This is a genomic window from Streptomyces sp. NBC_00569 (assembly GCF_036345255.1).
Lineage (GTDB): Bacteria > Actinomycetota > Actinomycetes > Streptomycetales > Streptomycetaceae > Streptomyces.
On sequence record NZ_CP107783.1, the window covers coordinates 10,135,534 to 10,148,854 of the forward strand.

General features: G+C 69.2%; 9 protein-coding genes. 6 read left to right on the forward strand and 3 right to left on the reverse strand.

Going from position 1 to position 13,321, the window contains the following annotated elements:
- The first annotated feature begins 23 nt into the window (after window positions 1–23).
- The 5 genes from OHO83_RS45900 to OHO83_RS45920 all read left to right on the forward strand — a co-directional run bounded on the left by OHO83_RS45900 (window position 24) and on the right by OHO83_RS45920 (window position 9,052).
- The gene (locus OHO83_RS45900) at window positions 24–2,072 is read left to right on the forward strand and encodes a beta-galactosidase (RefSeq protein ID WP_266681682.1); all 2,049 of its coding nucleotides are present in this window, start codon (window positions 24–26) and stop codon (window positions 2,070–2,072) included.
- Window positions 2,073–2,140: 68 nt separating this feature from the next.
- Entirely contained in the window at window positions 2,141–4,165 is a 2,025-nt protein-coding gene (locus tag OHO83_RS45905) for an RICIN domain-containing protein (RefSeq protein WP_266681684.1), read from the forward strand.
- A gap of 1,087 nt (window positions 4,166–5,252) precedes the next feature.
- Window positions 5,253–6,617: a glutamate decarboxylase gene (locus OHO83_RS45910; protein WP_266681686.1), complete on the forward strand. Its 1,365-nt coding sequence runs from the start codon at window positions 5,253–5,255 to the stop codon at window positions 6,615–6,617.
- A gap of 120 nt (window positions 6,618–6,737) precedes the next feature.
- Window positions 6,738–7,064, forward strand: coding sequence for a substrate-binding domain-containing protein (locus tag OHO83_RS45915; RefSeq protein WP_266681688.1), 327 nt, complete (start codon window positions 6,738–6,740; stop codon window positions 7,062–7,064).
- A gap of 29 nt (window positions 7,065–7,093) precedes the next feature.
- Window positions 7,094–9,052 (forward strand): acyl-CoA dehydrogenase family protein, encoded by a 1,959-nt coding sequence (locus OHO83_RS45920; protein ID WP_266681690.1) that lies wholly within the window; start codon window positions 7,094–7,096, stop codon window positions 9,050–9,052.
- Here OHO83_RS45920 and OHO83_RS45925 read toward each other — a convergent pair.
- The 3 genes from OHO83_RS45925 to OHO83_RS45935 all read right to left on the reverse strand — a co-directional run bounded on the left by OHO83_RS45925 (window position 9,045) and on the right by OHO83_RS45935 (window position 11,883).
- Window positions 9,045–9,527 (reverse strand): SAM-dependent methyltransferase, encoded by a 483-nt coding sequence (locus OHO83_RS45925; RefSeq protein WP_330280690.1) that lies wholly within the window; start codon window positions 9,525–9,527, stop codon window positions 9,045–9,047. The two genes, OHO83_RS45920 and OHO83_RS45925, sit on opposite strands and share 8 nt — an antisense overlap.
- A gap of 518 nt (window positions 9,528–10,045) precedes the next feature.
- On the reverse strand, window positions 10,046–10,930 hold the full coding sequence (locus OHO83_RS45930) for an aldo/keto reductase (protein WP_266681694.1): 885 nt from the start codon (window positions 10,928–10,930) through the stop codon (window positions 10,046–10,048).
- Between the two features lie 14 nt (window positions 10,931–10,944).
- The gene (locus tag OHO83_RS45935; RefSeq protein WP_266681696.1) at window positions 10,945–11,883 is read right to left on the reverse strand and encodes an NAD-dependent epimerase/dehydratase family protein; all 939 of its coding nucleotides are present in this window, start codon (window positions 11,881–11,883) and stop codon (window positions 10,945–10,947) included.
- 70 nt (window positions 11,884–11,953) lie between these two features.
- Between OHO83_RS45935 and OHO83_RS45940 the strand changes: the two genes are divergently transcribed.
- Window positions 11,954–12,865, forward strand: a complete 912-nt coding sequence (locus tag OHO83_RS45940; RefSeq protein ID WP_266681698.1) for a LysR family transcriptional regulator — start codon at window positions 11,954–11,956, stop codon at window positions 12,863–12,865.
- Window positions 12,866–13,321 lie beyond the last annotated feature (456 nt).

The window sequence follows — 13,321 nt, forward strand, 5'->3', positions numbered from 1 at the left end:
TCCGCATTCCTGGAAGGACGTTCATGACCACCCCCCTCGCCTCCCGCTTCCCGTACGCGAAGAGCTCGGACGGCACCCGGCGCCTCGGCTACGGCGCCGACTACAACCCCGAGCAATGGTCACGGGAGGTGTGGGCGGACGACATCCGGCTGATGCGCGAGGCCGGCGTGAACGTCGTCTCCCTCGCCATCTTCTCCTGGGCGCGGCTCCAGCCCACCGCCGACACCTGGGACTTCGGCTGGCTCGACGAGATCATGGACCTGCTGCACGCCGGCGGCATCGGCGTCGACCTGGCCACCGCCACCGCGTCTCCGCCGCCGTGGCTGACCACCGCGCACCCCGAGATCCTGCCGGTGACCGCGAACGGCGAGACGATGTGGCCCGGCGCCCGCCAGCACTGGCGGCCCACGTCGCCCGTCTTCCGCGAGCACGCCCTGCACCTGGTGCGCAAGCTCGCGTCCCGCTACGCGGACCACCCGGCCCTCGTCGCCTGGCACGTCAACAACGAACTGGGCTGCCACAACGTCTACGACCACTCCGACGACGCCGCCCGCGCCTTCCGTACCTGGCTGCGCCGCCGCCACACCACGCTCGACGCCCTCAACGACGCCTGGGGAACGGCCTTCTGGTCGCAGAGGTACAGCGACTGGGGGCAGCTCCTGCCGCCGCGGCTCGCCGCCTCGCACCCCAACCCGACGCAGCAGCTCGACTTCAAGCGGTTCTCCTCGGACGCGCTCAAGGACCATCTGCTCGCCGAGCGCGCGATCCTGCGCGAGCTCACCCCGGACATTCCCGTCACCACCAACTTCATGGTGATGGGCGGCACCAAGGGCATGGACTACGCGGACTGGGCGGGCGAGGTGGACTTCGTCGCCAACGACCATTACGTCGTCCCCGGCCCGCAGGACCGCGACGAACTCTCCTTCTCCGCCAACCTCACCAGCGGCATCGCCGGGCACCGGCCCTGGTTCCTGATGGAACATTCGACCAGCGCAGTGAACTGGCAGCCCGTCAACCTCGCCAAGAAACCGGGGGAGTTGGCCCGGGACTCGCTGCTGCACGTGGCGCACGGCGCCGACGCCGTCTGCTTCTTCCAGTGGCGCCAGTCGGCCGCGGGCGCCGAGAAGTACCACTCGGCGATGCTGCCGCACGCCGGAGCCGACAGCGAGCTCTTCCGCTCGGTGGTCGAACTGGGCCGCACCCTCGACCAGCTCGCCCCGATCGCGGGCAGCGGGCGCGAACCCGCCCGCGTCGCGATCCTCTTCGACTGGGACTCGTGGTGGACCAGCGAGCAGGACTCCCACCCCACCTCCCGCCTCGACTACCACCGCGAGGCCCTCGACTGGTACTCGGCGCTGCTGCGCCTCGGGATCCGGGCTGACGTGGTGCCCGCGCACGGCACCGACCTGTCCGCGTACGACGTCGTCATCGCGTCCGTCCTGCACGTGGTGCCGCAGCCCCTCGCCAAGGAACTCACCCGGTACGTCGAGGGCGGCGGCCACCTCGTCACCACGTACTTCTCCGCGATCGTCGACGAGAACGACCACGTCTGGCTCGGCGGCTACCCCGGAGCGCTGCGCGACGTCCTCGGCATCCGCATCGAGGAGTTCGGCCCGCTCCTGGACGGCGACACCGTCCACCTGGACAACGGCACCACCGGCAGCCTGTGGACCGACCGGATCTCCGTCACCGGCACGGACGTCGAGGTCCTCGCCGGGTACCGCACAGGCACGTACGCGTCCCGCCCCGCCGTCACCCGGCGCGGCACCGGCCGCGGCTCGGCCTCGTACGTCTCCACCCGCCTCGGCGTCGACGGCCTCACCATGCTGCTGCCCGAGCTGCTCGCACCCGCCGGGGTGCGCAGCGAACTCCCGGAGCAGGCGCGGGGGCGGGTCGAGCAGGTCGTGCGACGCGACGCCGGGCACCGCTACGTCTTCCTGGTCAACCGGAGCGATGAGCGGGTGGCGCTGCCGGGCCTCACGGGCGACGTCCTCGTCGGCCCGGCCGACGAAGACCTCGTCCTGGCGCCCCGCCAGGTCGCCGTCCTGCGGCAGCCCGTCGCCGCCGCCTAGCACCACCACGTACCCCACCGTTCGGCACCACCAACACCCCACTCACACCACGACGTCGGGAGCACACGTTGGCACGCTTGACCCGCAGACGGTTCATCGGCATCGCCGCCGCCACGGCGGCGGCCGCGGGAACCCAGATCTCCGCCGCTTCACTCGTCACCGCGGCCACCGCGGCGACGGTCACGGTCACCCCCGACCCCTCGTACCTGCACGACCGGTTCGAGGGGTGGGGCACCAGCCTCGTCTGGTTCGCGAACGCCACGGGGCACTACCCGGACGAGATCCGCGAACGGATAGCCGAGCTGGTCTTCGGACGGGACGGCCTCGCCCTGAACATTGCCCGCTACAACATCGGCGGCGGCAACGCCCCCGACGTGCCCGACTACCTGAGGGCGGGCGGCGCCGTCGAGGGCTGGTGGAAGGCGCCCGAGGGCACCACCCGCACCGACACCGACTGGTGGGACCCGGACGACCCGGGCCACTGGAACGAGGACGCCGACGCCACCCAGCGCTGGTGGGTCGACCGGATCAAGAAGGACATCACCCACTGGGAGACGTTCTCCAACTCCCCGCCGTACTTCATGACGGTCAGCGGCTATGTCTCCGGTGGCCTCGACGCGTCGAAGGACCAGCTGAAGGAGGCGTCCGTCGACGACTTCGCCACCTATCTGGCCCAGGTGACACAGCGCCTGGAGAAGGCGCACGGCATCAAGGTCAAGACCGTCGACCCGTGCAACGAGCCCAACACCAATTACTGGGGATCCAAGTTGGGCGCCGACGGTAATCCGACCGGCGGCCGACAGGAGGGCTGCCACATCGGCCCCGGCCTCCAGCAGAAGATCGTGCCCGCGCTCGACACCGCCCTGCGCAAGGCGCGGACCACCGCGGTCGTCTCGGCGATGGACGAGACCAACCCGACGACTTTCGTCACGAACTGGACCAGTTACCCGGCCGACGTGAAACGCCGTGTCGCCCAGATGAACGTCCACACGTACGGCACCGGCGGGCGCACCTCCGTCCGCGACCTCGCCAAGGCCGACGGCAAACCGCTGTGGATGAGCGAGGTCGAGGGCGACTGGGGCGACGGCCAGTCCTTCACCGACATGCGCCCCGGCCTCGGGCTCGCCCAGCACATCGTCGACGACCTGCGCGAACTGGAGCCCAGCGCCTGGGTGTTCTGGCAGCCCGTCGAGGACTGGGACAACATGAAGCCGGGCGGCGAGTCCGCCAAGGGCGGCAACTGGGGCGAGGTCCAGGTCTCCTTCAGCGCAGGCCCCGACGACACCCTGGAGACCTGCCCGGTCTTCACGAACACGAAGTTCGACACCGCCCGGAACTTCACCCACTACATCCGGCCCGGCGACCACCTCATCAAGGTCGACGACACCAGCAGCACCGCGGCCGTCGCCCGCGGCGGCAACGGCGCCACCGTCGTGCACGTCAACAGCACCACGAGCACCCGCACGGTGACGCTCGACCTGACGAAGTTCGCGACCGTACGCCGAGGCGCGACCGTCACCCCCGTCGTGACCAGCGAGGACGGCAAGCTCGCCGAGCAGGCACCGGTCGCCGTGAAGGGCCGCACCGCCACGTTCACGGTCCCCGCGCAGTCGGTCACCACCTTCGTGATCGAGGGCGTGTCCGGGGTGGCGAAGGACGCCGCGACGCTGCGCCGGGGACGCACGTACGAGCTGGCAGGAGTGCAGAGCGGCAAGGACCTCACCGTCGCCGACGGCACCCTCGTCATCAAGTCCGGTGAGGGCGCGGCTGGTCAGCGGTGGCGGCTCGCGCAGATCAGCGGCGACCGACCGGCGAACCGCAGGCGGCACGTCTTCACCAGCGCCGCGGACGGGAAGCGGCTCGCCGTCCGCGACGGCGCGGCGGTCGTCGAACCCGACACGGGCGAGCGCGACGCCGCCGCCCAGTGGATCCTGTCGACCACGGGCGACGGCACATACACGCTCGTCAACGCCGACACGGGCCGCCTCCTCGAGGTCGGTGGACAGGCCACGCACGAGGGCGCGCCCGTCGGCACCTGGCAGCCCAACTCCGGGGCCAACCAACGGTGGAAGATCACAGACGTGACGTCCTAAGGATCTGCGTAGATGCGCCCCACGGCCGAGTACTCCAGCAGCAGTTCCCTATCTGGCCTGGCCAGAGGCATCGTCCGGAGTACAGGTGGCTGACTGTGCGTAAGGGGCGGTCCCCTCGGACCGCCCCTCCAACGCGTAGATGGCGAGTTGTTCCATTTCTTTGTCCCGTGCGGATCGCGGCCACGGGCCCCGCGGTAACAGGCTGCCCCGCGTCAGACCGCCCGTGCCGGCGGGTAGCTCAAACTCGACAAGGCTCGCTCCCCTCAAAGTCCTGCCACGCGAACGCGCAAGCAGAGCAACTGGTTCCGTCGGCAGCGGCCGAGGCCGCACGCCGCGAACGCCCGCTCCACATCGTGTACGGGGCTGACACGGACGCCCAAGGCCTCTACTTCTCGATGGAGAGCGTGCAGCGTGTCTGCCAGGCGGGCCGTGAACTGCTGGATTCCACGGCTGCCGCGGTGAAGGAACAGTTTCCTGGCCTGCGGGTCTGGCTGCGCTGCGGTGGACACACTCACGCCCCGGCTTTGTCGGTGCAGGTGTGGGATGCCCGGCCGCCTGCGGACGGTGGGGTGTGGGAGGCCGAGGCGAGGCGGGTATGGATGTTCCGTCCGGCCCGGTCGGGTTGAAGGTCGTGGCGGGTGCGTCGAGGTAGCGGGCGAGTTCGAGGGGCAGGGTCCTCGATCTGGGGGCGGGCGGGACCAGCGCGTCGGTGACCGATGCCTGCCCGGCTGCGTCGCCGCGGCGCCGGCTGTGGATCGGGTGGCAGGCGCGGCCGACGTGGAGCAGCGTGGTGGTCTTCCCCGCCCGGGTCTCTCCTGCGACGATCGAGGAGGGCCGTGCGGTGACCTTTTGATGGCGGCCCAGGACCACCACCGGAACGGTCCTGTCGGCGGTCGCTATCCGGTGTGTCGCCCACTTTCTTTTGTGACCAGATCGAGCCTCTGTTCGTAGCGGCGCGCTGCTCCCGGATGCGGGCATGGGAGTGGTCGCGTTGAGAGGACATCAGAGTGCGCCGTTCTCGTGAATCCCAAGACCGGCCCGTGTTCCTGAGAAGGGCTCTCGTCCGGGAACCGGTTGAATCGTCGGCATGACCAAGACAGACGCCGCGGCCCTGTTCGGAAACCGCTTCCTGACCGAGCCCGCTCCCTCGGAGACTTTCCCCGAGGAGGGCATGACCGCGACGGACGCCATGAGGTTGCTGGATGAGGACCTCGTCATGGAGGGTGACCCGCAGCGCAACCTCGCCACGTTCGTGACCACATGGATGGAGCCGGAGGCGCAACGGATCATCGCCGAGAACCTCCACCGCAACTTCATCGACCACGCGGAGTACCCCATCTCCGCCGAGATCGAGCAGCGCTGCGTGCGCATGCTGGCGAACCTCTTCCATGCCCCGGGCAAGACCGCCGGATGCCGGACCCAGGGATCGTCCGAGGCGATCATGCTCGGCGCCCTGTCGCTGAAGTGGAAGTGGCGGCAGCGACGCCAGGCGGCCAATTTGTCGGTCGACCGGCCCAACCTGGTCTTCGGCGGCGACGTCCACGTCGTGTGGGAGAAGTTCTGCCGCTACTTCGACGTCGAGCCGCGGATCGTACCGCTTGCCGAGGACAAGTACACGATCGGCCCGGAGGACGTGGAACCTCACATCGACGAGAACACGATCGGTGTCGTCGCCGTCGTCGGCACCACGTTCACCGGCCACAAGGACGACGTGGCCGGGATCGACAAGCTCCTCCGGGACGTCCGCAAGGAGCGGGACCTCGACATCCCGATCCACGTCGACGGCGCCAGCGGCGGCTTCGTGTGGCCTTTCCTCTATCCGGACTCGAAATGGGACTTCCGGCTCGAGCAGGTCCGCTCGATCAACGTATCGGGACACAAATACGGCCTGGTCTACCCTGGAATCGGCTGGCTGGTCTTCCGTCAGGAGTCCGACTTGGCCGAGGAACTCGTGTTCTACGAAAATTACCTGGGCAAGACCGACGCGACGTTCACGCTGAACTTCTCGACCGGTGCGTCGATGGTGCTCGCCCAGTACTACAACTTCGTGCGGCTCGGTCGTCAGGGCTATACCTACGTCATGGAGACGATGCAGAAGAACGCCCACGCGTTGGCGGACAACCTGCAGAGCAGCGGCCGCTTCGAAGTGATCGGCAGCGACCTCGAGCAGCTGCCGCTGGTAGCTTTCCGTCTCGCCGGCAAGCACGCCTATGACGAGTCCGACATTGCTTGGCAGCTCTCGGCCGAGCGCGGCTGGATGGTGCCGGCGTATACGCTCCCGCCCAATGCGGAGCGGGTGAAGATCCTTCGGGCCCTGGTCAAGGAGACCCTGAGCCGCGAGCAGATCGAGCGTCTGGCTCGGGACATCGCCGATGCGTGCGACACCTTGGACCACAAGGGTGGGACCACCGACGTCGAGCGAGCCCAGATCAAGCGCGGCACCGGCTACTGACGCTCGCAGCCGGCTGAGCCGGCAGAGCGCGGGATCGTCGACCGTTGGCCTGATGAGCAGTGGTGCACAAACCTCAAGTCCTGTGACTCCGATCCCCAGCTTGTTCCCGAGCTGGCGCGCTTGCAGGCCTCCGGCGCGAACACCGCACTGCACGAACGAGGGCTGCGCATCCCGGACGATGTCAGTGGGATCGGCTTCGACGACGTGCCGGTGACCCGCTGGAGCGATCCGGTGCTGACCACGGTGCGCCAGCCGCTCCGGGAGATGGCCGCGATGGCAGCCGGAACGCTGCTGCGGCTCATCGACGGCGAGCGTCAACCTGCCCCGCGGCGAACTCGCCACCCGCCTGGTGGTCTGCGCCAGCACGGGCGCATTCGGGGGATTGGTACCGGGGAGAAAGTGACGAGTTGCGCCACCGGCGGGACACCCGCACCGCACATCGCTTGATCACTTCGGAGTCGGGGTAGCAGGGCACCATGGTCACTGACTCCTTCACGCACCAGGACGGCTACGTGCAGCCCGACGTCGACGTATGTGCCCTGCGCACCGTGCTCGACGGCGAATACGCGCAGATCCGCGATCTCGTCCGCACCAATCTCGTCGCGCACGCCTCCGTTCTCGACGAGGCCGAAGAGCTCGGCATCGACGACTTCCGCGAACGCGTGCGGGGGCTCGTCGTCGAGCTGGCGGCGACCGGCCAGACCGGGATGGGATTTCCGAGGGAGTACGGCGGTGGCGGCGACATCGGCGCCTCCATCGCCGCGTTCGAGACGCTCGCCTTCGGCGACCTTTCGGTGCTGGTGAAGGTCGGTGTGCAGTTCGGTCTCTTCGGCGGCGCGATCCTGCAGCTCGGTACCGAACGTCACCACGAGGCCTACCTGCCGGACCTGATCACCGGGAAGCTGATGGGCTGTTTCGCGATGACCGAGACCGGCCACGGGTCCAACGTCCAGGCACTCGGCACGGTGGCGACGTACGACGTCGACACCCAGGAGTTCGTCATCACCACGAGCGGTGACGAGGCCCGCAAAGACTACATCGGCAACGCGGCCCGGCACGCCGAACTGGCCGTCGTCTTCGCCCAGTTGCGGGTGGGCGGCGCGTCTGAGGGCGTGCACGCCTTCGTCGTCCCGATCCGCGTCGACGGTGCACCGGCGCCGGGCGTCCGGATCGAGGACGACGGCCGCAAGATGGGTCTCAACGGTGTCGACAACGGCCGCCTCTGGTTCGACGGCGTACGCGTGCCGCGCGAGGCCCTCCTCAACCGGTTCGCCGACGTCACCCCGCAGGGCGAGTACGAGAGCCCGATCGAGAACCCCGGCCGCCGCTTCTTCACCATGCTCGGCACCCTGGTCCAGGGACGGGTCAGTGTCGGCGGCGGCGCCATCAATGCCGCCAAGGTGGCACTGGCGATCGCGACGAAGTACGCGCTGCGCCGACGGCAGTTCGAGGCGACGTCGGACACCGAGGAGCAACTGCTGCTCGACTACGGCATGCACCAGCGCCGTCTCCTTCCGCTCCTCGCGCGCACCTACGCGCTGCACTTCGCCCAGGACGTGGTGCGCACGGACCTGCACGAGGTCCTCTCGGGGATCAAGGACGACGAGCAGGAGCGCCGGGAACTGGAGGCGCGGGCGGCGGGCACCAAGGCGCTCGGCACCTGGCACGCGACCCGGGTGATCCAGGAGTGCCGCGAGGCGTGCGGGGGCGCCGGCTACCTCGCCGAGAACCGGTTCGCCGCGCTCAAGGCCGACAGCGACATCTTCACGACGTTCGAGGGCGACAACCACGTCCTGCTCCAGCTGGTGGCCAAGGGCCTGCTCACGGGGTACGCGAGCGAGTTCGAGGACCTCGACCAGCTCGGCATGGTCCGCTTCGTCACCGGCCTCGCCGTCGAGACCGTCATCGAGAAGACATCGGCCCACAAACTGCTGGAGCGCGTGCGCGACCTGCTGCCGGGCGGCGACGCGTGGGACCAGGAGGCGGGTCTGCTCGACTCGGAGTACCACCTGGCCATGCTGCGCTTCCGCGAGGAGCACATGGTCGCCGGTGTAGCCCGGCGACTCAAGCGCGGCGTCGAGAAGAACGGCAGCCCCGGCGCCGTCTTCTCCCGGGTGCAGGACCACGTCATCGCGGTGGCCCGCGCGCACGTTGAGCGACTCGTGCTCGAAGCGTTCGTCGACAAGCTGGGCACGTTGCCCGAGGGGGACGACAAGGTCGCGCTGGGGCTGCTGTGCGACCTCTTCGCCCTCTCGACGATCGAGGCGGACCGCGCCTGGTTCATGGAGCACGGTCGGCTGACGGTGCAGCGTTCCAAGGCGATCACCCGTGAGGTGAACGACCTCTGCCGCAAGGTGCGCCCGCTCGCGGGCGACCTCGTCGACGCCTGGGGAATCCCGCCGGAGATGCTCCGCTCCCCGGACCTGATCAAGTAGCCCTGGCCGACTTCCCGCCCGACACACAGGAGCTGGTCGCCGCCGAGCGCCTTGGGCAGACCGGTGGTGCCCGAGGTGTAGCCGAATGGTCGAACCAGTTCTCGGCCCGGACCTCGCAGCCTGGCCAGTGCTGGTCACGGGCCCACGCGACCTGGCAGGGGCTCATGGTGATCCCTACCGCGTGCTTGACGTGGTGGGCTTGCACCAGGCGGTGCAGGAGGCTGCCGTATCCGCAGCCGATGTCGAGCACACGGTCCGCGCCCACGGCGTGTGCCGCCTCGGCGTGGTAATCGAGCTTCCTGATCTGAGCCGAGTCGAGTGTGTCGCCCTCCTCCCACATACCGTAGGAAAAGACGAGCTCGGGCCCCAGGATCAGGTAGAAGTCACCCAGGAAATCGTATTGATGAAGGATCGCCTTCGACGAGGTGCCCTTGTAGGCGGATCTCGTCTTCGATTCGTGTCCCACAGTGCCCACCAGTCCATTTCGGCGACGAAGGTCAGTCGGCCAGCGCAGACCATCGCTCCAGGTAACTGGGTTCGAAGGCAGAACCTTCGGCCACACACCGGGCCACGCTCTGCAACCCGCTCGATCGGCGGCGAACCTGACCATGAGCGAGGTTCGGCGCTCCGCTCTTGCGCCCACTTTGAGCAACGTGCCCACCCTGGCCGGCCGACTGGACTTCGACCTGATGCCCAGGACCAAGGGGGAAGGCCCTGACCTTCTACCGGCCACCCAAACCCCCGAGCGGGACCGAATGCCCGATCGGGGGTGCTGGTTCATGCTGGGTGATGCTGTCCTCGCAGGTCAGCACCGTCTGCTTGATAGCAGTCCTGCGGGTTGGCTCATGTTCCTCCGTCCGCTGACGCACGGAGCGCGGGGAAGAAGGATGAGCGGGAGCGCTTCCGGCTCTTCGGCCCGTCATGGAGGGATGACCGACTCGACTGCTTGCTGCCGCCGGGGCTCAAAGGTCGGCAAGCGACCCGTGACCTGCCTCAGCCCGGTAGAGCGTCCTCGAGCCGCGCCAGCTCCAGCGTGCTCAGCGTGAGATCCGCGGCCGTGGCCGAGTCGGTGATGGAGGGCGGGCGGCTGGCTCCCGGTACCGGGATCACTGCCGGGGAACGGGCGAGCAGCCAGGCCAGGGCGATCTGCTGCGGGCTGACGCCGCGCTCGGCTGCGATGCGGTGGAAGGCAGTGGCGACGGAGGTGGGGCCGCAGGGGCCGTCGAGGGAGCTGCGGGAGATGCCGCCAAGGGGGCTCCAGGGCAGAAAGGCCAGACCCAGCTGGGCGCTCAGCCGCAGCTCGGGCTCGCTGTCGCGGAAGGCGGGCGAGTACTGGTTTTGCACGGAGACGAGTCCCTCGCCGAGGATCTGATGCGCCTGGCGGATCTGGGCGGTGGTGACGTTGGAGATTCCCGCGGCGCGGATCGTGCCGGCGTCGAGCAGCTCGCGCAGCGCGCCGACGGACTCCGCCCAGGGCACGGCCGGGTCCGGCTTGTGCAGCTGGTACAGGCCGATCGCGTCGACGCCCAGGCGCTTGGCGGAGGCCTCGGCAGCTTGCTTCAGGTGGGCGGGGGTGGCGGTGACTGTCCATGTGCCGTCGCCGGGGCGGCCACGGCCGCCTTTGGTGGCCACCAGGACGCCGGAGGTGTCGCCGCCGTAGCGGGACAGGGCCCGGGCGATCAGTAGCTCGTTGTGGCCGACCTCGCCGGGGTGCCAGTGGTAGCTGTCGGCGGTGTCGATGAGTGTGACGCCGGCGTCGAGGGCGGCGTGGACGGTGGCGATGGCCCGCGTCTCGTCCGGGCGGTGCTCGATGGACAGCGGCATGGCGCCCAGGCCGATGGCGCTGACGGTGGTGCGGGCGATGGTGCGGTACTGCATGGTGGCTCTCTTCCTCAGGCGGAGGGTGAGGGTTCGATGGTGAGGGCTTCGGAGACGGCGCCGGGCAGCCAGTCCGTGGTGCGGGAGAAGGAATAACCCAGCTCCTTCGCACGGGCGTTGTGCATGGCGTAGTGGCGGTCGAAGGAGAACGCCGAAGCCTCCTCGCCCGCCGGGACAATCCGGTAGACGGGCTCCCGGCCGGTCTGCGCGGCGATGATCGCGGCGAGGCCGTGTACGTCGAGCGGGCCATCGGAACAGGCGTTGACCGGACCGGTGAAGTCGGCTGTGGTCGCCCACAGCAGCAGGTCCGCCAGCTCCTCGTAGTGGATGAAGACCGTGGGCAGCGCCTTCGCGTGCACAGTGATCTCCACGCCCGCGGCGATGCGCCCGGCGTAGTGCGCCAGCCGGCCGGTGAACTCCTGCGCGCCGCCGCCGAGCACATGGGCGCAGCGCACACTGGCGAACTCGAAGCTGCCGGCGCGGGTGAAGACGGCCTCCGCCTGGCGCTTGCCCTCGGCGTAGTGCGCCTCTAGGTACGCCTCGTCGTGCCAGGGAAGGTCCATGGCCACCAGCCAGGTGGCCGGGTCCACGATCTCCTCCGGCACCGGCGTACCTGGGGGCACAGCCGCCATCGCGGCGGTCGCGGGGTCGTAGACCTCGATCGTGGAGGTCATGACATAGCGCCGGGTGCGGCCGGCAAAGGCGCGGGCGGCGACAGCAGCCTGCACCGGGGTGTAGCAGACCTGGTCCACCACGACGTCGAAGGTGCGGGAGCCGAGCGCGGCCGTCAGGGCGGCCTCGTCGTTTCGGTCGACAACGAGGTGCTCGACCCCGGCGGGCGGCGGGGTCGAGCCGCGGTTGATCACAGTGACCTGGTGGCCCGCAGCCTGCAGGCGCTTCACCAGGAGCTTTCCGAAGTACCGGCTTCCGCCGATGACGCAGATCCTTTGCATGCCCCCATCCTGGAGACCTATCGTCATCAGCAGAAGTCCCGACTTGCTGGATACGTATTAAGGACAACTGTTGATCGATGTGCAGCGGCTCCGCGTCCTGCGGGCAGTGGCGGAGCACGGCAGCTTCAACCAGGCGGCCACGGCTCTCCGCCTCACCCCCTCGGCTGTCTCCCAGCAGGTGGCCGCCCTGGAGCGCAGCCTCGGAGCTGAGGTCGTCGCCCGCAGCACCCGCGGCGTCACCCTCACCCAGGCCGGACAGATCATGGTCGGCGCCGCCGAATCCGTCGCCGCGGAGCTCGAACACGCACAACAGCAGGTCGCCCAGCTCAGCACCGGCCGTACGCAACTCACCGTCGCCACCTTCACCAGCGGCGGCAGGCTCCTGATGCCCGCTGCTCTCACCCGGCTCATGGCAGCCCATCCCCGCACCGTGCTCCACATCAGGGAGGGCGAACCCGAGGACACCCTGCCGCTCGTCCGCCAGGGCGCCGTGGACCTCGCTCTCGCCTACCACTTCGACGGCCCGCTCCCCGTCGGGCCGGGCCCCAGCTCCAGCGTGGAGTGGACGCCGCTCCTGGAAGACCCCCTGCACGTCGTCCTGCCGCAAGGGCACCGACTCGCCAACCGCCATGCGCTCGACCTCGCCGAGCTGGCAGCCGAACCCTGGGTGCTCGGCTGCCTGAAGACCGAGGCATACCTGCGCCGCTACGCCGAGCGCGCCGGCTTCGATCCGGACGTGCGCGGGACCACCACCGACTACTTCTTCGCCCGCTCGCTCGTCGCCGCCGGCGTGGGAATCTCCCTGATCCCCTCCATCGCGCTCACCCCGGAGGTCCCTGGCCAGTGCACCGTCCCGATCAAGTCGCCGGGGCCGATCCGGTACATCGGCGTCGCCGCAATCAACCGTAGCGACCGGCCCCACGTCACGACGCTCATCCACGCCCTCCGCGAGCAGGCGATGCAGCAGCACAAGGGGCGTTGATCCCGCCACGGGTAGCCCCGGCCGGACGCCGACCGGACCGGCGTTTCATAGGTGGTCGCGCCGGGTTACCCCAGTGTGGAGTCCCGCAGGGCGGCGCGTGCCTGGTCGGCGTCCAGCATCAGAGAGAACTCTTCGAAGGCCACGGCCATCACCTCCCTGGGGGTGGCCCGTCCCTCGGGGGCCCGACGGACGGCGAGCTGGGCGCGCCGCGGGCCAGGATGCCGACCGTCTGGAGAACCGCGAAGTCGGCATGGCCCGCATGGACGGCTTCGGAATACGCCGTGGCTGTTCGAGGCCGATTACCTCACCGGCGAACACGCGAAAATCTCTGTCGGCCAGAGTAGACATTGGGTGGCGGCGCGGTTACGGTTTTTGTCGTAGTCAGAAGTCAGCAAGGCCAGGCAGACACGAACTGCCGGGTCGTGGTGCGGAAGTTGCAGTTCGCAGGGCGGTGCG

Coding starts and splice junctions, on each gene's coding strand:
- OHO83_RS45930 (WP_266681694.1), bottom strand. CDS start 10,930: ATGCAGTACCGCACCATCGCCCGCACCACCGTCAGCGCCATCGGCCTG.
- OHO83_RS45910 (WP_266681686.1), top strand. CDS start 5,253: ATGACCAAGACAGACGCCGCGGCCCTGTTCGGAAACCGCTTCCTGACC.
- OHO83_RS45935 (WP_266681696.1), bottom strand. CDS start 11,883: ATGCAAAGGATCTGCGTCATCGGCGGAAGCCGGTACTTCGGAAAGCTC.
- OHO83_RS45900 (WP_266681682.1), top strand. CDS start 24: ATGACCACCCCCCTCGCCTCCCGCTTCCCGTACGCGAAGAGCTCGGAC.
- OHO83_RS45920 (WP_266681690.1), top strand. CDS start 7,094: ATGGTCACTGACTCCTTCACGCACCAGGACGGCTACGTGCAGCCCGAC.